The 17,245-nt window shown below is 54.9% G+C and carries 17 protein-coding genes and 1 pseudogene; 12 read left to right on the plus strand and 6 right to left on the minus strand.

The window, feature by feature from the left end; genetic code table 11:
* The first annotated feature begins 17 nt into the window (after window positions 1-17).
* Window positions 18-710 (plus strand): leucyl/phenylalanyl-tRNA--protein transferase, encoded by a 693-nt coding sequence (aat, locus tag C1N59_RS13655; protein WP_006118606.1) that lies wholly within the window; start codon window positions 18-20, stop codon window positions 708-710.
* 344 nt (window positions 711-1,054) lie between these two features.
* Window positions 1,055-1,273: a translation initiation factor IF-1 gene (gene infA / locus C1N59_RS13660; protein WP_002211347.1), complete on the plus strand. Its 219-nt coding sequence runs from the start codon at window positions 1,055-1,057 to the stop codon at window positions 1,271-1,273.
* Window positions 1,274-1,363: 90 nt separating this feature from the next.
* On the opposite strand, the gene clpA is transcribed toward infA, so the two are convergent.
* Together clpA and clpS are read right to left on the minus strand one after the other, a co-directional pair.
* Window positions 1,364-3,640, minus strand: coding sequence for an ATP-dependent Clp protease ATP-binding subunit ClpA (clpA, locus tag C1N59_RS13665; protein ID WP_006118605.1), 2,277 nt, complete (start codon window positions 3,638-3,640; stop codon window positions 1,364-1,366).
* Between the two features lie 53 nt (window positions 3,641-3,693).
* Window positions 3,694-4,014, minus strand: coding sequence for an ATP-dependent Clp protease adapter ClpS (gene clpS / locus C1N59_RS13670; protein WP_006118604.1), 321 nt, complete (start codon window positions 4,012-4,014; stop codon window positions 3,694-3,696).
* Between the two features lie 318 nt (window positions 4,015-4,332).
* Here clpS and cspD point away from each other — a divergent pair, with 318 nt between their 5' ends.
* Entirely contained in the window at window positions 4,333-4,557 is a 225-nt protein-coding gene (cspD, locus tag C1N59_RS13675; protein ID WP_006118603.1) for a cold shock-like protein CspD, read from the plus strand.
* Window positions 4,558-4,624: 67 nt separating this feature from the next.
* Here cspD and C1N59_RS13680 read toward each other — a convergent pair whose 3' ends face one another.
* Window positions 4,625-6,274 (minus strand): ATP-dependent nuclease, encoded by a 1,650-nt coding sequence (locus C1N59_RS13680; RefSeq protein ID WP_058707609.1) that lies wholly within the window; start codon window positions 6,272-6,274, stop codon window positions 4,625-4,627.
* A 135-nt stretch (window positions 6,275-6,409) separates the two neighbouring features.
* Between C1N59_RS13680 and C1N59_RS13685 the strand changes: the two genes are divergently transcribed.
* The 3 genes and pseudogenes from C1N59_RS13685 to ltaE form a co-directional block, all read left to right on the plus strand.
* Entirely contained in the window at window positions 6,410-7,309 is a 900-nt protein-coding gene (locus C1N59_RS13685) for a lysine exporter LysO family protein (RefSeq protein ID WP_033737650.1), read from the plus strand.
* 123 nt (window positions 7,310-7,432) lie between these two features.
* On the plus strand, window positions 7,433-9,154 hold the full coding sequence (poxB, locus tag C1N59_RS13690) for a ubiquinone-dependent pyruvate dehydrogenase (RefSeq protein ID WP_033737651.1): 1,722 nt from the start codon (window positions 7,433-7,435) through the stop codon (window positions 9,152-9,154).
* A 62-nt stretch (window positions 9,155-9,216) separates the two neighbouring features.
* Window positions 9,217-10,215, plus strand: a pseudogene (gene ltaE / locus C1N59_RS13695) (low-specificity L-threonine aldolase); the annotation flags it as partial.
* 90 nt (window positions 10,216-10,305) lie between these two features.
* Here the strand turns inward: ltaE and C1N59_RS13700 are convergent.
* Together C1N59_RS13700 and C1N59_RS13705 are read right to left on the minus strand one after the other, a co-directional pair.
* On the minus strand, window positions 10,306-11,106 hold the full coding sequence (locus C1N59_RS13700) for an N-acetylmuramoyl-L-alanine amidase (protein ID WP_193751009.1): 801 nt from the start codon (window positions 11,104-11,106) through the stop codon (window positions 10,306-10,308).
* A 20-nt stretch (window positions 11,107-11,126) separates the two neighbouring features.
* Window positions 11,127-11,447 (minus strand): heavy metal-binding domain-containing protein, encoded by a 321-nt coding sequence (locus C1N59_RS13705; RefSeq protein WP_039341355.1) that lies wholly within the window; start codon window positions 11,445-11,447, stop codon window positions 11,127-11,129.
* Between the two features lie 105 nt (window positions 11,448-11,552).
* Between C1N59_RS13705 and C1N59_RS13710 the strand changes: the two genes are divergently transcribed.
* The 6 genes from C1N59_RS13710 (at window position 11,553) to C1N59_RS13735 (ending at window position 16,029) form a co-directional block, all read left to right on the plus strand.
* Window positions 11,553-12,092: a lipoprotein gene (locus C1N59_RS13710; RefSeq protein WP_058701036.1), complete on the plus strand. Its 540-nt coding sequence runs from the start codon at window positions 11,553-11,555 to the stop codon at window positions 12,090-12,092.
* 222 nt (window positions 12,093-12,314) lie between these two features.
* A complete protein-coding gene (gene artP, locus C1N59_RS13715) occupies window positions 12,315-13,043 on the plus strand; it encodes an arginine ABC transporter ATP-binding protein ArtP (protein WP_110267732.1) in 729 nt (242 codons plus the stop codon).
* Window positions 13,044-13,058: 15 nt separating this feature from the next.
* Entirely contained in the window at window positions 13,059-13,790 is a 732-nt protein-coding gene (artJ, locus tag C1N59_RS13720; RefSeq protein ID WP_033737655.1) for an arginine ABC transporter substrate-binding protein, read from the plus strand.
* A 6-nt stretch (window positions 13,791-13,796) separates the two neighbouring features.
* The gene (gene artQ / locus C1N59_RS13725) at window positions 13,797-14,513 is read left to right on the plus strand and encodes an arginine ABC transporter permease ArtQ (RefSeq protein WP_033737656.1); all 717 of its coding nucleotides are present in this window, start codon (window positions 13,797-13,799) and stop codon (window positions 14,511-14,513) included.
* Window positions 14,513-15,181, plus strand: a complete 669-nt coding sequence (gene artM, locus C1N59_RS13730; RefSeq protein WP_058707612.1) for an arginine ABC transporter permease ArtM — start codon at window positions 14,513-14,515, stop codon at window positions 15,179-15,181. Before artQ ends, artM begins: the two co-directional genes overlap by 1 nt.
* Before the next feature lie 116 nt (window positions 15,182-15,297).
* Window positions 15,298-16,029, plus strand: coding sequence for an arginine ABC transporter substrate-binding protein (locus C1N59_RS13735; RefSeq protein ID WP_033737657.1), 732 nt, complete (start codon window positions 15,298-15,300; stop codon window positions 16,027-16,029).
* Between the two features lie 60 nt (window positions 16,030-16,089).
* Here C1N59_RS13735 and rlmC read toward each other — a convergent pair whose 3' ends face one another.
* Entirely contained in the window at window positions 16,090-17,235 is a 1,146-nt protein-coding gene (gene rlmC / locus C1N59_RS13740) for a 23S rRNA (uracil(747)-C(5))-methyltransferase RlmC (RefSeq protein WP_394549734.1), read from the minus strand.
* Between the last annotated feature and the right edge of the window lie 10 nt (window positions 17,236-17,245).

Here is a 17,245-nt window from a genome sequence, read left to right on the forward strand (position 1 = left end):
AGGGGTACATTACCGCGATGAGACTGGTTCAACTGTCACAAGAGTCGTTGCGCTTTCCGCCACCGGAAACCGCGCTGCGCGAGCCGAACGGCCTGCTGGCGATGGGCGGCGATCTCTCCCCTGCACGCCTGCTGAGTGCCTATCAGCAGGGTATTTTTCCCTGGTTCTCGCCCGGCGATCCGATTTTGTGGTGGTCACCCGATCCGCGAGCGGTGTTATTCCCGACGCAGTTCCATCTCAGTCGCAGTATGAAGCGGTTTCATCAGCAGTCACCTTATCGGGTGACGATGAATGAGGCCTTTGGCGATGTCGTTGACGGCTGTGCCCTGGGCCGCGAAGAAGGTACATGGATTACGTTTGAAGTGAAACGCGCCTGGCAGAAGCTCTATGAACTGGGCCACGCGCATTCGATTGAAGTCTGGCGCGATCAAACCCTTGCAGGTGGCATGTACGGTCTGGCGTTGGGACAAATCTTTTGCGGCGAATCGATGTTCAGCCTGCAACCCAATGCGTCAAAAACGGCCTTACTGGTATTCTGTCAGCATTTTATTAAGCACGGGGGCCAGTTAGTGGATTGTCAGATACTTAACCCCCATACCGCTTCGCTGGGAGCGGTTGAGATTGCACGCGATCGTTATCTTGAGCAGGTAAAAAACCTGGCATCCCTGGCCGTTGACAGCGGCTGCTGGCGTAATCAAACCCTTTTTTAAAAGTTGCGTAGATGTTTTGCACACATAAAGTCGGTTAAGTGATATAATAGCCAGGTTTGGTATGTCGTCCGCGCTTGGTTTTCAAGCCGGAATTGCCAGGCTGGGAATCTCATCGCACTCTCGGAACTGTTTCAATCGTGCGCGTGTTACCGGTTGATTCAGATTCTTAGCCCGCTAATCCCCCGCAGACGTCACATAAACACCCGAATTTAACCGACATGCTCGCGTTGACACGCGAAGCACGGCGATGCGTTGGCTTTATTGCCGACGGTTCTTTACATAACTTGTTGAATTGGGCATTATCTTGCCGATTCAACTGAAAGGTAGTACACCCAGAGGATTCGATGGCCAAAGAAGACAATATTGAAATGCAAGGTACCGTACTGGATACGTTACCTAACACCATGTTCCGCGTAGAACTTGAGAACGGACACGTGGTTACCGCTCATATCTCCGGTAAAATGCGTAAAAACTACATCCGCATCCTGACGGGCGACAAAGTGACTGTCGAGCTGACCCCGTACGACCTGAGCAAAGGCCGCATTGTCTTCCGTAGTCGCTGAGTTGCGTTGATGCTGCTGCCTGCGTGCGCGCAGGCGGACAAAAAAAAGGCCGGATTTTATCCGGCCTTTTCTCTTTCTGTGAAACGGTGCTTAGTGCACCGTCCCTTCCGTTTTGCGTTTTTGCGCGCTGAGGAAGTGATAGGTCAGTTGCCCCTTCTCTTTATCCAGCGCAACGGAAACCGATCCCCCGTCGACCAGAGAACCAAACAGCAGTTCGTTCGCCAGCGGTTTCTTCAGGCTCTCCTGCACGGTACGCGCCATTGGACGGGCACCCATCGCTTTGTCATAGCCCTTCTCTGCCAGCCAGTCACGCGCTTCGTCACTGACTTCCAGCGAAACGCCTTTCGCATCCAGCTGCGCCTGCAGTTCAACAATAAACTTGTCGACCACCTGGTGAATGACGTCCGTTGACAGGTGGCTGAACCAGATAATGTTGTCCAGACGGTTACGGAATTCAGGCGTAAAGATTTTCTTAATCTCTTCCATTGCATCCGTACTGTTGTCCTGATGAATCAGGCCAATAGATTTACGCTCAGTTTCACGCACGCCGGCGTTGGTGGTCATCACCAGCACCACGTTACGGAAGTCCGCTTTGCGACCGTTGTTATCAGTCAGCATGCCGTTGTCCATGACCTGCAACAACAGGTTGAACACGTCCGGATGCGCTTTCTCAATTTCATCCAGCAGCACAACGGCGTGAGGATGTTTGATCACCGCATCGGTCAGCAAGCCGCCCTGATCGAAACCGACATAGCCGGGAGGCGCACCAATCAGACGGCTGACGGTGTGACGTTCCATATATTCGGACATGTCGAAGCGCAGCAGTTCGATGCCCAGCGCTTTAGCTAACTGGACGGTCACTTCGGTTTTACCCACACCGGTAGGACCGGCAAACAGGAACGACCCTACCGGCTTGCGATCCTGACCCAGACCTGCGCGGCTCATCTTGATGGCTTCAGTCAATGCCTCAATGGCATTATCCTGACCGAAGACCAGCATTTTCAGACGGTCGCCCAGATTTTTCAGCGTATCGCGATCGGTTGCTGACACACTTTGCTCCGGAATACGGGCAATACGCGCCACCACCGTTTCAATGTCCGCCACATTCACCGTTTTCTTACGTTTGCTGGCAGGCATCAGGCGCGCACGGGCACCGGCTTCATCAATGACATCGATAGCCTTATCCGGCAAATGACGATCGTTGATGTATTTCACCGCCAGCTCCACCGCCGCGCGCACGGCTTTCGCGGTGTAACGTACATCATGGTGCGCTTCGTATTTGGTTTTCAGACCATTAAGAATCTGCACCGTCTCTTCAACAGAGGGCTCGGTAATGTCAATTTTCTGGAAACGACGCGCCAGGGCACGATCTTTCTCAAAAATATTGCTGAATTCCTGATAAGTGGTTGATCCCATTACGCGGATTTTGCCACTGGAGAGCAGCGGCTTAATCAGGTTAGCGGCATCCACCTGTCCACCCGATGCGGCGCCCGCACCGATAATGGTGTGAATTTCATCAATAAACAGGATGCTGGAGTTATCTTGCTCAAGCTGTTTCAGCAACGCTTTAAAACGTTTTTCAAAGTCACCACGGTACTTGGTGCCCGCCAGCAGCGAACCAATGTCCAGCGAGTAAATGGTGCAGTCCTTCATCACCTCTGGCACGTCGCCCTGAACGATTCGCCAGGCTAATCCTTCCGCAATCGCGGTTTTACCGACGCCCGACTCACCCACCAGCAGGGGATTATTTTTACGGCGACGACACAGAACCTGAATCGTACGTTCCAGCTCTTTGTCGCGGCCAATCAGCGGATCAATGCCGCCAACGCGAGCAAGCTGATTAAGATTGGTGGTGAAGTTTTCCATACGTTCCTCCCCGCCTGCTTGCTCTTCGTTAACCGGATTTTCAGCACCAGGTGCCTGGCCCGGTTCGTCTTTGCGCGTACCGTGAGAGATGAAGTTCACCACATCGAGGCGGCTGACTTCGTGTTTGCGCAGCAGATACGCTGCCTGGGATTCTTGTTCGCTGAAGATGGCGACCAAAACATTCGCGCCATTGACTTCGCTGCGTCCGGATGACTGAACGTGGAACACGGCGCGTTGCAACACGCGCTGGAAGCTGAGCGTCGGTTGCGTATCGCGCTCCTCTTCACTGGCGGGCAGCACAGGCGTGGTTTGTTCAATGAAGGCTTCAAGCTCCTGCCGCAGAGCCACAATGTCCACCGTACAGGCTTCCAGTGCCTCTCTTGCCGACGGGTTACTGAGCAATGCCAGTAACAAATGCTCGACAGTCATAAACTCATGACGGTGCTCACGCGCTCTGGCGAAAGCCATGTTTAAACTGAGTTCCAGTTCTTGATTGAGCATTAGGCACCTCCTCCAGTTAATCGCTCTGACCTGCTTCCTGTATGGAGAGAGGCTCAGGCTTTTTCAAGCGTACACAGCAACGGATGATGATTGTCCCGCGCGTAATTGTTCACCTGTGCCGCTTTCGTCTCAGCGACTTCTGCGGTAAATACACCACAGATGGCTTTACCGTGGTAGTGAACTTTCAGCATCAGTTGCGTTGCACGTTCAATATCATAAGAAAAGAACTTTTGCAGAACGTCAATAACAAATTCCATAGGTGTATAATCGTCATTATTCAGAATGACTTTATACATCGAAGGTGGCTTTAACTCTTCGCGTACTTTACCTTCGGCTAAGTGTTCGAAATTTAGCCAGTCTTTAGTGTTTGCCATAGTGTTCCGTTGTGAGTCAGTACGTCATCATCAAACCCGGTGTCATCTGTAGAGTTTAACACGTGTGTCAAGTGCACTGCCGCTAATGAATCGGTCAGCCAAAAATTCGTTACGCGACCTGTATCACAAAATTTCAAATAGCGTTAACTACCTCAAATTTTGATGATTTTCTCCCCACCTGGCCCGGTGGTTTGCTTGACGATCGCGGCGATTTTTCTACATTCTAGCTTCACAAGCTGATTGAGTTTTAATCAAACCCGACTCACAGCTTACGTCACCTCACCTACTTATAAAATGTCTTGCGAGGGAAGTAAAAGCATGGAGACAGGTACCGTTAAATGGTTCAATAACGCCAAAGGTTTCGGCTTTATCTGTCCAATCGGGGGCGGCGAAGATATCTTCGCACACTACTCAACAATACAGATGGATGGTTACAGGACGTTAAAAGCGGGCCAGCAGGTCCATTTTGACGTTCATCAAGGCCCGAAGGGCAACCATGCCAGTCTTATTGTACCCGTAGAAGCGCAGCAGGCCGTGGCCTGACATCCCCAACGTTGGACCGCTCCGTCAAAAATGCCAGCCTGATGCGCTGGCATTTTTACTTTATGCCTTAACCCGCCTTCCCCTGCGCCAGTTGGATGACGCGAACAAACATCTCTTGCAGACAGGTCGGAACAGACGCGGTTCCGCGTTCTGCGGCCGCCATAGCGACCGTGATGGCCAGTTCCGGTTTTGATGCGCGATGAATCGCTTTGGTAATAATACGCCTGGAATTAACAGGCACGTTTAACGGCAGATGCGCTGCCGCATGGTAAACCTCGCTAAAGCCGTTGTTGTAGAGGAACTGTTCCATATCGGCCGCCGGAAGCTGGGTCAGATGATGCTTTTCATTATCATGCGGCTGAAGCTGGCTGCGCGCCGTGGCGGCATATTTTTTTCCTGCCATGTCGCCATCCGTCAGGACATGCCAGGCGATGCCCATGCGTCGGGCAAATTTCAGCAACGGCTTCAGACCTGACTGCGCATATTCAATGACTTTTATCCCTTCTGCCGCGAAGTGATAACCGCATTGTCGTGCCATCTGATTGATAATCCAGACTTCGGTTTCACCTTCCACCAGCAACCAGCAACGGGCAAACAACGCTGAGGGGCGGTTAACACGAATATGAAAGCCGATGCGACGGCTGTCTTCTGCACTCAATCCTTCAGGGCCGATGCGCCACGCCGCCACGCGCGTGGGTTCGCGTACCAGTCGACACACATCCTCTACCGCCACCTGCGACAATAACTCGCCCGAGTTGGTCGTGGCAATCTTCTGCAACGGCAGCAGCGCAAGCAAGTTCCAGGCCACCGAAAGCATGATGGGATGCAGTCGTGTTTCCGGATCTTCAATTAACAACAGCGGTCGCGCACCCGGGAGCAACGGCTCATTGCCCCTTGCCTGCATCAGTAAGCTAAACATCCGCAGCAAAATCAGCTGACGGCTGCGCACATCGGTCGCAGCAATCAGATGATTAAGCTGATCTAGCGAACGCCAGCCCTCAACGCCATCCCGTGACTGTGGATCGACGCGGAACGCCTGGCTCCCGTGATCCGGATGCTGCACCAGAAAATAGTGCTCCATCAGTTGCTGTAGCGTTTGCACGCCCTGACGCAGGACCGCATCGCTCAACTGTTGGGGATGACGGTCCAGATCGCGCGTCAGGTTATCCAGCTCCTGCGTCAGTTGATTTAATGTCGTCAGACGTTCATCCACCCGGCTGGCAATGGGACGCAGGCGGCGGCTAAAACGCGCATCGCGCAGGCGTAATACCGGATTCATACGCAGAAGAACATCGATCGCCTCAGCCGTTCCCGCTTCAGGCAACACCTGGCCCTCGCTGTCGATAAAGCGTCGCGAGGATCGAATCTGGCCAGCGTGTCGTCTGGCCTGGATGCTGTAACGCAGATAGCGTTGTCCGGGTATCGCGCCTCGCCAGAAAGGCGCAAGTGGTCCGCTGGTTTCTGCCTCATCCTCACGAAAATGAAAAACCACAGACAGGCGATGCACCTGGTCGTCCCTGTCACCTGGCGTAAAATGAAAATCGTCAGACGTAAAAACATACTCGCGCGTGTGCGGTGACAGCAGCAGACTCAGTGCATCCAGCAGACTGGATTTCCCCCAGGCATTTTCGCCGATCAACAGGTTAATGCGCGTTAACGGAAGAGAAAGCTGATTAATGCCGCGAAATCCCCGGATATCGATATGTTCCAGATTCATAGCGCTTTATCCTCTGAGCTGACCGAAGAAGGGAACGCGTTGCTCTGGCGGTCAGGTGACTTTACCGTCAGGGTTTACTCCCCTGTGCTTTTTCGTTAGCGTAGCGTCAATTTTAACATGGACGATCTTTTCATTATGTATTCAGGACTGTTACTGATTCTCCTCCCGCTTTTCGCTGGCTGGCTGTTACCCGTCCGGCAGGCCAGGTTTCTTAAGGCGGTAAATCGTCTGCTGGGCTGGATGGTCTATGTCATTCTGTTTTTTATGGGCATCAGCCTGGCTTTTCTGGACAACCTTAGCAGCAATCTGATCACCGTTTTTTATACGGCATCCGTCGCTGCGGGCTGTATTTTACTGTGCAACCTGCTGGCATTGCGCTGGCTGGAACAGCGGATGCCCTGGCAACATCATCATAAACAGCAAAAACTGCCGTCACGTTTACATATGGCGCTGGAATCGCTGACGTTGTGCGGCGTCGTAGTCCTCGGCTTTGCGCTGGGCCTTACGCAATGGCCCTGGCTGCACCATGCATCCGCAGCCAGTGAATATGCCTTGATCTTCCTGCTCTTGCTGGTCGGTATTCAACTGCGCGGCAGCGGCATGACGCTGCGTCAGATTATCCTGAATCGCCGGGGGATGACGATTGCCTGTGTCGTCCTGCTGAGTGGCTTACTGGGCGGCATTATAGCGGCGCTGATACTGGGGCTCCCCCTTAAAACCGGCCTGGCACTCGCCAGTGGCTTTGGCTGGTATTCCCTTTCCGGCATTCTGATGACAGAAGCCTTTGGGCCAGTGATCGGCAGTGCCGCGTTTTTTAATGACCTGCTGCGAGAGCTTATCGCCATTATGCTGATTCCCGCGCTGATCGCCCGCCACCGCAGCAGCGCGCTGGGCTTGTGCGGCGCGACGTCGATGGATTTTACCCTGCCCGTTTTACAACGTGCAGGCGGTACCGATATTGTGCCGGCGGCGATCGTGCATGGATTTATTATGAGCCTGGCCGCGCCCGTGCTTATTGCGCTGTTCTCAGCCTGAGCGCGAAATTCAACTTTTGATGCAATTTTTTACGGTAGAGTTGAATGACTCTCGTCTACGCTTCTTGGTAGCTGTTTAATTCTGCCCTCCCCGGGATGGCAACGAATGACCAAGGAGATGAAGATGAAACAAACCGTCGCGGCGCTGGTGGCCAAAACGCTGGAAAACGCCGGTGTAAAACGTATTTGGGGCGTCACAGGTGACTCGTTAAACGGACTCACTGACAGTCTGAACAAAATGGGCACCATTGAGTGGATGCCTACCCGCCATGAAGAAGTGGCAGCTTTTGCTGCGGGTGCGGAAGCACATGCCAGTGGCACGCTTGCGGTCTGCGCGGGTTCCTGTGGGCCAGGTAACCTGCATCTGATTAACGGGCTGTTCGACTGCCACCGCAATCGCGTTCCGGTACTGGCCATTGCCGCCCACATCCCCTCCAGTGAGATCGGCAGCGGTTACTTCCAGGAAACGCATCCACAAGAGTTGTTTCGCGAGTGCAGTCACTATTGCGAACTGGTCTCCAATCCCGAGCAGTTGCCCCAGGTATTGGGCATTGCCATGCGCAAAGCGATTCTGAACCGTGGGGTTTCCGTGGTGGTGCTGCCGGGCGATGTGGCGCTGCAACCTGCTCCCGATGCTGCGCGTGCAGAGTGGTATCCACCGCAGCTACCCGTCGTGTTGCCGTCTGCCGATGAACTGGCGACCCTGACACAAACACTGAATGACGCCCGCAATATTACGCTGATGTGCGGCAGCGGCTGTGCCGGTGCGCATGAGGAAGTGGTGCAACTGGCGGCAACGCTGAAAGCCCCTGTTGTGCATGCGTTGCGCGGCAAAGAGCATATCGAATATGACAACCCGTACGATGTGGGCATGACCGGGCTAATCGGTTTCTCCTCGGGTTATCATGCCATGATGAATGCGGATACGCTGGTGCTGTTGGGTACTCAGTTCCCCTATCGCGCCTTCTACCCTGAGAAAGCCAACATCATTCAAATCGATATTAATCCCGGCAGTCTGGGATCGCACTGTCATGTCGACCAGGCGTACGTCGGTGATGTCAAAACGACGCTGCGCGCGTTACTGCCGAAGCTGCAGGTGAAAACCGATCAGCATCATCTCGACAGTGCGCTGAAACACTACGCGGAAGCGCGTAAGGATTTGGATGCGCTGGCCACCGCGAACGACAGGCAGCCCATTCACCCGCAGTATCTGGCTCAGCAAATCAGTGAACTGGCTGACGAAGATGCTATTTTTACCTGCGATGTGGGCACGCCGACCGTGTGGGCGGCGCGTTATCTGAAGATGAACGGCAAGCGTCGCCTGCTCGGATCGTTTAATCACGGTTCGATGGCGAACGCCATGCCACAGGCGATGGGTGCACAGTCGCTTAACCGGGACCGTCAGGTCGTGGCGCTCTGTGGCGATGGTGGATTCAGCATGCTGATGGGTGATTTTCTGACCGTCGCACAGCTGAAATTGCCTGTCAAACTGGTCATTTTTAACAACAGTTCGCTGGGGTTTGTCGCCATGGAAATGAAAGCGGGCGGCTACCTGACTGACGGGACGGATCTGCATAATCCTGACTTTGCGGCCATTGCCGAGGCCTGCGGCGTGAAAGGTATTCGGGTTGAAAAAGCGTCAGAACTCAATGGCGCACTGGAACAGGCCTTTGCCCATGACGGCCCGGTGCTGGTGGATGTGATCACCGCGAAGGAAGAGCTGGCTATGCCGCCGGAGATCAAGCTGGAACAGGCCAAAGGATTCAGCCTCTATATGCTTCGTGCCATCATCAATGGACGGGGTGACGAAGTGCTGGAGCTGGCAAAAACCAACTGGCTACGGTAAAACAGAGTGCTCTTGCGGGCGGGTTCTCTGCCCGCCTGTTTTCCGCAGACCAGGAGCGCCCGATGATCGATTTACGCAGTGATACCGTCACCCGTCCCGGCAGCGCGATGTTACAGGCGATGATGGCCGCTGAAACCGGTGATGACGTCTATCGCGATGATCCCACCGTCAATGCACTGGAAGCCGAAGCCGCACGTCTGAGTGGTAAAGCGGCAGCGCTGTTTTTCCCTACCGGCACGCAGGCGAACCTGGTGGCCCTGCTCAGCCACTGCGAACGCGGCGAAGAGTATATTGTGGGCCAGCAGGCGCACAATTATAAATATGAAGCCGGCGGCGCGGCGGTGATGGGCAGTATCCAGCCCCAACCCATTCTCGCAGCAGCAGACGGCAGTTTGCCGCTGGATGTCGTGGCAGACGTTATTAAACCCGACGACATCCATTTTGCCCGCACCCGGCTGCTGAGCCTGGAAAATACCCATCATGGTAAAGTGTTACCCGCTGCCTACCTGGAGCAGGCCTGGCATTTTACCCGAGCACATAAACTGGCGCTGCATATCGACGGCGCTCGCATTTTCAATGCGGTCGTCGCACAGCAAACCACGCTGGAAAACATTGCCCGCTATTGCGATACCTTGACCATTTGTCTGTCGAAGGGCCTGGGCGCGCCGGTAGGCTCGCTACTCTGCGGCGAGGCAGCCTATATCGAACGTGCACGCCGCTGGCGCAAAATGGCCGGCGGAGGCATGCGCCAGGCCGGTATTCTGGCGGCGGCGGGCCTGTATGCGCTGCAACACAACGTTACGCGTTTGCAAACGGACCACGACAACGCCGCCTGGCTGGGACAGGAACTGCAAAAGATGGGGATTGACGTCGCTGAGCAGCAGACGAATATGCTGTTCGTGCGCATCCCGGTCGATCAGGTTACGGCGCTGGGCCAGTGGATGCATGCGCACAACGTCCTGATGAGTGTGGGCCCGGTAACACGGATTGTGACCCATCTGGATGCTGAGCGTCCCGCGCTTGAAACGGTGCTCGGTCATTGGCGGGCCTTCCTGGCACAGCACCGTCCTGATGCGGCAACGGATGCGGTGAACCTGCCCGCCTCGCCTTACGCAGGCCGCTGACCTCGCCACAGCGCCGTGATCGAGGGATTATTGCGCTGTGCCGTATTTCTCCAGCAGGGCCTGCGCTATCGCCAGGGTTTCGGCATCCGCGAAGCCCTGAATATTTGCAGAACGAAAATGCATCTGAAAGGCGGCAATCAGTTTCTGTTGCGCGTCCGCGCTCATTCCTTCCGTTACCTGATAACCATAACGCTGCAAGCACTCCAGCAGGGTTACGGCTGGCACAGCGGCGTAACGATCGCGTCCGGCCAGATAAAACGCCACGCGTTGTGGATCGGGCCACGCGCCAATGCCCTCAGCGGCCAGTTGCTGCCAGGGAAACAGCGGGCCGGGATCCTGCTTACGCTGCGGCGCGATATCGCTGTGGCCCACAATATTTTCCGGTGCGATGCCATAGCGCTGCGTTATATCCCGTACCAGCGCCGCCAGGGTGCGAATCTGCGCAGGAGGAAACGGTTGCCACGTCACTCCGGCCGGCGTCCGGCGATAGCCGTTGTTCACCAGTTCGATGCCCACCGAGGTGTCGTTAATACGGGTTGCGCCGCGCCAGAAGCTGGCGCCGGCATGCCAGGCCAAATCCTGCTCCGGTACCAGTTGCCAGATAATGCCTTTACCGTTGCGCTGCGGTGGCTGGCGAGGAATAAGATAATGCACGCTGACGTCACGGTCAGTCAGCGTAGCCAGCGAGGAGGAGAAATCCTCAGCGGTATAGTGAATCACTACCACCTTCACGCGCGGACGCGCCCCCTGTGCGGGATGGCGCAAATCAACCCAGTAGCCCGATCGTGATTCAATGCCTGAGTGGCAGCCCGCCAGCAGCAGCGCCATCAGACAGCACAGGAGGCGTTTCAACGAATAACAACCGCCGTGCCGCTGACGCTAACCATCAGCATGCTGCTGTCTTTCCCTACGGTTTCATAGTCAATATCAATGCCCACCACCGCGTTCGCCCCTAGCGCTCTGGCCTGCTCTTCCAGCTCTTTAAACGCGATCTCGCGCGCTTTACGCAGTTCTTTCTCATAAGCGCCCGAGCGGCCGCCCACAATATCGCGAATCCCGGCGAAAAAATCGCGGAATATATTGGCCCCCAGAATCGCTTCACCGGTGACTACGCCGCAGTATTCCGTGATGCTGTGTCCTTCCAGCGTCGGGGTTGTTGACAATTTCATCGTACTCTCCTGTTACCGAAACGGGTCAAAGGCTCTTTCACCTAAAAGCAGGGCTATACTCTATGTTAAAAAAGCACCTTGCCAGAGAACAATAAGGAAATCGAGATGAGAAACAAAGGTTTTGCGCTTTTGCTCCCGGCTGCGCTGCTGCTGAGTGCCTGTACGACGGTCGAGCCGGTAATTAAGGATAATGGCCCGCGCATGGCCCCCTGCGTGGAAGGTGGCCCGGACACCGTCGCCCAGCGTTTTTACGACATGCGTATTGAGCATCCTTCATCCGGCCTGCCTGATACCGCGACGCTGGCACAGTATCGCCCTTACCTGAGCGATGGGCTTTATCAGGCGCTGCTGCAAGCCAGCCAACGTCCGGATGCGGCGACGTGGCGCAACGGCGATCTCTTCTCCAGCCTGGCTCAGGGGCCAACCGGGGTTGACGTTGCCGATGCTTCCACGATTCCTAACCGGGATGCCCGTAACATTCCCCTGCGCGTGAAAATGAGCCGCGGTGACAAACAGTGGCAGGACGAAGTGCTGATGATTCATCAGGGCAGTTGCTGGGTCGTCGATGATGTCCGCTATGTGGCAGATGTCCCGCATCCTGGCGGAGGATCGCTTAGCCAGCTGCTTGAAAAAACAAAGAAATAAACGCTTTTTGACATCAGCAGATAAAAACGCCGGCGGCCAGGCCGTGCGTTTTTATCCCGTGCCACCTCCGGTTCCCCGTCTTCTCACCGCCTTGTCTCGCGATATCTTGTGCTAATCTTTTGTGTGTTTACCGCTTATTCGTAAATTTTAAGCCACCTTAATTGCATAACTATTTTGGTGACGTTAAAATCCGCAAAACTAATAGCTATTCAAAATTGGCGCATGAGTATTCAACTAAACGCGATTAATTGTTTCTACGGTGCTCACCAGGCGCTGTTTGACATTAACCTGGAATGTCCGCAGGGCGAAACGCTGGTGCTGCTTGGCCCAAGCGGCGCAGGAAAAAGTTCGCTGTTGCGCGTGCTGAATCTGCTTGAGCGCCCACGCTCAGGCCAGTTGCACATTGCAGGTAATGATTTCGACTTCAGCAAAACCCCTTCAGAGGCCGCGATACGCGAGCTTCGTCAAAATGTCGGGATGGTCTTCCAGCAATATAATCTCTGGCCGCACCTGACGGTGCTGCAAAACCTGATGGAAGCCCCCTGCCGTGTACTAGGCCTGAGCAAGGCCGACGCACGGGCCAGAGCCGACAAGCTCCTCGATCGTCTGCGCCTGACCAGCTATAGCGACCGTTTCCCCCTGCACCTTTCTGGCGGGCAACAGCAACGCGTAGCCATTGCCCGTGCGCTGATGATGGAGCCGCAGGTGCTGTTATTTGATGAACCCACTGCCGCGCTCGACCCTGAAATCACCGCCCAGATCGTCAGTATTATCCGCGAACTGGCTCAGACGCAGATTACACAGGTTATCGTGACGCACGAAGTGGACGTGGCCCGTAAAACGGCCAGCCGTGTGGTTTATATGGAAAACGGGCATATCGTGGAACAGGGTGATGCCAGCCGCTTTACACAGCCGCAAACCGAGGCGTTTGCACATTATCTTTCGCACTAAGTCAGGATGCTAAAAATGAAAAAAGTCGTACTTGCTGCACTGCTTGCCGGATTGAGTTTAAGCGCCTCCGCCGCTGAAACTATTCGTATTGCCACCGAGGCCTCCTATCCTCCGTTTGAATTTGTCGATGCCAACAACAAAATTCAGGGCTTCGACGTCGATCTGGCGAATGCGCTGTGTAAAGAGATGGATGCAACCTGTACCTTTACCAACCAGTCTTTTGACAGCCTGATCCCAAGCCTGAAATTCCGCCGTTTCGATGCCGTTATGGCCGGTATGGACATTACGCCTGAGCGCGAAAAGCAGGTGCTGTTCAGCAAGCCTTACTACGATAACTCCGCGATTTTCGTGGCGCAGAAAGGCAAAGTGGCCAGTGTTGACGCGCTGAAAGGTAAACGTGTAGGCGTGCAAAACGGCACCACACATCAGAAATACCTGGCCGACAAACACAGTGACATCACCGTTGTCCCTTATGACAGCTATCAGAATGCCGTGCTTGACCTGAAAAATGGCCGTATTGATGCGGTCTTTGGCGACAGCGCCGTGGTGAACGAGTGGCTGAAACAAAACGCGAATCTGGCCCCGGTGGGTGAGAAAGTCACGGATAAAGCCTATTTTGGCACCGGCCTGGGCATCGCCGTTCGTCAGGGCAATACCGAGCTGCAAGGCAAGTTCAACACCGCGCTTGATAAAATCAAGGCCAATGGCACTTACAAAACCATCTACAACAAATGGTTTCAGCAGTAATTTCTGATGAATGAAATAATTCCGCTTGCAAGCGCCGCCGGCATGACCGTCGGCCTTGCTGTTTGTGCCCTCATCGCTGGCCTTGTGCTGGCGATGATTTTTGCTGGCTGGGAGTCAATGCGGCTGCGTCCGCTCGCCTGGGCAGGCACCGCACTGGTCACCCTGATTCGCGGCCTGCCAGAGATTCTGGTGGTGCTGTTTATCTACTTTGGTGCCTCGCAACTGCTCCTGACGCTGTCTGACGGTTTTACGCTACATTTCGGTCTGTTCAGCGTACCGGTTAAGATGCAGATCGAAAATTTTGATGTCAGCCCGTTCCTGTGTGGCGTGATTGCACTGGCTATGCTTTACGCCGCCTATGCGTCACAAACGCTGCGCGGTGCGTTAAAAGCCGTGCCGGTCGGTCAATGGGAATCGGGCCAGGCGCTGGGCATGAGGAGGTCGGCGATCTTTTTCCGCCTCATCATGCCGCAGATGTGGCGTCATGCGCTGCCCGGTCTGGGTAACCAGTGGCTGGTCTTGCTGAAGGACACTGCGCTGGTGTCGCTTATCAGCGTTAACGACCTGATGTTGCAAACCAAAAGCATCGCTACGCGTACGCAGGAACCCTTTACCTGGTTCCTGATTGCGGCGGCCATTTACCTGGTGATTACGCTGTTTAGCCAGGCAGTGCTGCGTCGTATTGAACACCGTACGACCCGTTTTGAACGGGGGAACAGCTGATGCTGCAATATTTACCCGAACTGTTGAAAGGGCTTCATACCAGCCTGACACTGACTGCGGCATCGCTGGTGGTCGCGCTGTGTCTGTCGCTGATGTTTACCATCGCACTGACCCTGAAAACACCGCTGTTTTCGCCCCTGATTAAAGGATTTATCACCCTGTTTACCGGCACCCCGCTGCTGGTGCAGATTTTCCTGATCTACTACGGGCCCGGTCAGTTTCCCAGCCTGCAAAAACTGCCGTGGCTGTGGCATCTGCTGTCACAACCCTGGTTGTGTGCCATGCTGGCGTTGTCGCTGAACAGTGCTGCCTATACCACGCAGCTGTTTTACGGTGCGGTGCGGGCGATACCTGCCGGTCAGTGGCAGTCCTGCGAGGCGCTGGGCATGACGCCCAGACAAAGCCTGCGCATTTTGCTGCCTTATGCATTTAAGCGTGCACTCTCCTCTTACTCCAATGAAGTCGTGTTGGTCTTTAAGGGCACCTCGCTGGCGTTTACGATTACGCTGATGGAAGTCATGGGACACGGTCAGTTACTGTATGGCCGGACCTACGATGTCACGGTTTATGCGGCTGCGGGACTGATTTACCTGTGCGTTAACGGCCTGCTTACCCTTCTGATGCGCCTGATCGAAAAACGCGCTCTGGCCTTTGAGCGTCGCGACTAATCTTCAGGCAGGGAAACCTGCCTGAGTAATTTCCAGTCACATTTATTGCATAAAAATTCATTATCTGGCATCTTACTCCGCTGTATGTTATGTGACTGATGGCCAGGGAGCCTGTAATGAAAAAATGGATGATTGCTGCAGTACTGGTAAGCCTGGCGGTAAGCGCGCAGGCCGCTGAGAAAATTCGTTTCGCCACCTCTGCTACCTATCCCCCTTTTGAATCGCTGAACAGCGACAACCAGATTGTCGGCTTTGATATTGATCTGGCAAAGGCCCTTTGCCAGCAGATGAAAGCGGAATGCTCGTTTACCAATACGGCATTTGACAGCCTGATCCCCTCGCTGAAGTTTCGCCGATATGATGCCGTCATTGCCGGCATGGACATCACGGCCGAGCGCAGCAAACAGGTCGATTTCACCCAGCCTTATTATGCCAACTCGGCGATTGTGATTGCCCCGAAAGGCAAATTCAGCGCGATAAGTGACCTGAACGGTAAACGCGTAGGCGTCGAAAACGGCACCACGCACCAGAAATACCTACAGGACAAACATCCGGACATCAAGGTGGTGGCTTATGACAGCTATCAGAATGCCATTCTGGATATGAAAAGCGGCCGTCTTGACGGCGTGTTTGGCGACAGCGCGGTGGTCAATCAGTGGTTAAAAACCAACAGCGATCTGGCCAGTGTGGGTGAGCATGTGACGGACGCCGATTATTTTGGGACCGGCTTAGGCATTGCGGTACGCAAAGGTAACGACGGCCTGCGTGAGAAACTTAATCAGGCACTGGCGGCACTTAAAGCCAACGGCACCTGGCAGAAAATCAACCAGCAATGGTTTCCTGAATAAGGTTTATGGGCCAGCCGCGTACTCTGCTGACCGGTTCTGCACTGTCCTCAGTTCAGCAGCTTATCTGGCTGGCCCGCCCTGACGTTGATGCGTCAACAGCGTCAGCACCTCATAATGCGCGGTGTGCGGGAACATATCAAACAGCTGGACCTGCGTTACCCTGTAGTCACTGAGCCGGGCGATATCCTGCGCCATGGTCTGTGCATTACAACTTGAATAAAGTACATAATCCGGTGCCATCGCACGGAGATACTCACACAACTCACGGCCAATCCCCCGACGCGGTGGATTGACCAGCACCAGCTGCGGCACCGCTTCGCGTCCCAATGCAAACGCGGTGGAATCCAGCGCGGCAAAACTGACATTATCCAGGCCCAGCATAGCGGCAGAGCGTTCTGCACAGCGAATCGCTTCGGCGCTGATTTCAATCCCGGTAAGCTGCAGGGCCGGCGAGGCGCAATGCAGGCCAAATCCGCCCACCCCGCAGAACAGATCCCACATGCTGGTTACCGGGAGCGCACGGACCCAGTCGCGCGCCGTGGCATACAGTGCACTGGCGACCTGAGGATTGGTCTGGAAAAAACTCTGAGGGCGGATCCACAACGGCACCCCATTGAACGTTTCTGCCAGCGACTGGGTCGGCGTTAACGGAATCTCCTCCTCCCCTTCCAGAATGGCCATATGAACCGGCTGGATATTGGCGGAGATCACCGTCAGTTGCGGCAGCTGTTGCTGAAGCCAGGGCAGCGCAGCTCGCAGTTGTGCCAGCTTCGTGTGCGAGCGCAGAACAAAGCGCAGCATCATGCCGCCCTGCGTGCTTTCCGTCAGCAGCAGATACTTCAGCTCACCGCGCTGGCGTTCAATGTTGTACGGCGTTAACCCCGCGCGCGCGATAAACGGTTTTAAGGTTGCCAGCACTGGTGAAAAACGGTCAGGGTAAAGCGGACAGTCCGACAGATCGACGGCCTCGCCGTTGCGCTGCACGATGCCAAAAACAGGCCGCTCTACACTTCCACTGACCACCATCTTCGCTTTATTACGAAACCCTTCCTGGGCCGAGACGACCGGCGGCAGCCAGGTTGCAACCGGAACATCAGCCAGCAGTTGGGCCAGCAGAGACTGTTTTTCATCAAGCTGCTGTGAATAGGGTTTTTCGAGCCACTGGCATGAGCGGCAGCGGTTAGCGTCATAGAGCGCGCATTGCATGGTAAAGCCT

It is taken from the genome of Pantoea sp. SGAir0183, from assembly GCF_043545505.1.

Excerpts from the sequence above, each read along its gene's own strand:
- aat (WP_006118606.1), top strand. The coding sequence starts at position 18 with ATGAGACTGGTTCAACTGTCACAAGAGTCGTTGCGCTTTCCGCCACCG.
- infA (WP_002211347.1), top strand. The coding sequence starts at position 1,055 with ATGGCCAAAGAAGACAATATTGAAATGCAAGGTACCGTACTGGATACG.
- clpA (WP_006118605.1), bottom strand. The coding sequence starts at position 3,640 with ATGCTCAATCAAGAACTGGAACTCAGTTTAAACATGGCTTTCGCCAGA.
- clpS (WP_006118604.1), bottom strand. The coding sequence starts at position 4,014 with ATGGCAAACACTAAAGACTGGCTAAATTTCGAACACTTAGCCGAAGGT.
- cspD (WP_006118603.1), top strand. The coding sequence starts at position 4,333 with ATGGAGACAGGTACCGTTAAATGGTTCAATAACGCCAAAGGTTTCGGC.
- C1N59_RS13680 (WP_058707609.1), bottom strand. The coding sequence starts at position 6,274 with ATGAATCTGGAACATATCGATATCCGGGGATTTCGCGGCATTAATCAG.
- C1N59_RS13685 (WP_033737650.1), top strand. The coding sequence starts at position 6,410 with ATGTATTCAGGACTGTTACTGATTCTCCTCCCGCTTTTCGCTGGCTGG.
- poxB (WP_033737651.1), top strand. The coding sequence starts at position 7,433 with ATGAAACAAACCGTCGCGGCGCTGGTGGCCAAAACGCTGGAAAACGCC.
- C1N59_RS13700 (WP_193751009.1), bottom strand. The coding sequence starts at position 11,106 with ATGGCGCTGCTGCTGGCGGGCTGCCACTCAGGCATTGAATCACGATCG.
- C1N59_RS13705 (WP_039341355.1), bottom strand. The coding sequence starts at position 11,447 with ATGAAATTGTCAACAACCCCGACGCTGGAAGGACACAGCATCACGGAA.
- C1N59_RS13710 (WP_058701036.1), top strand. The coding sequence starts at position 11,553 with ATGAGAAACAAAGGTTTTGCGCTTTTGCTCCCGGCTGCGCTGCTGCTG.
- artP (WP_110267732.1), top strand. The coding sequence starts at position 12,315 with ATGAGTATTCAACTAAACGCGATTAATTGTTTCTACGGTGCTCACCAG.
- artJ (WP_033737655.1), top strand. The coding sequence starts at position 13,059 with ATGAAAAAAGTCGTACTTGCTGCACTGCTTGCCGGATTGAGTTTAAGC.
- artQ (WP_033737656.1), top strand. The coding sequence starts at position 13,797 with ATGAATGAAATAATTCCGCTTGCAAGCGCCGCCGGCATGACCGTCGGC.
- artM (WP_058707612.1), top strand. The coding sequence starts at position 14,513 with ATGCTGCAATATTTACCCGAACTGTTGAAAGGGCTTCATACCAGCCTG.
- C1N59_RS13735 (WP_033737657.1), top strand. The coding sequence starts at position 15,298 with ATGAAAAAATGGATGATTGCTGCAGTACTGGTAAGCCTGGCGGTAAGC.
- rlmC (WP_394549734.1), bottom strand. The coding sequence starts at position 17,235 with ATGCAATGCGCGCTCTATGACGCTAACCGCTGCCGCTCATGCCAGTGG.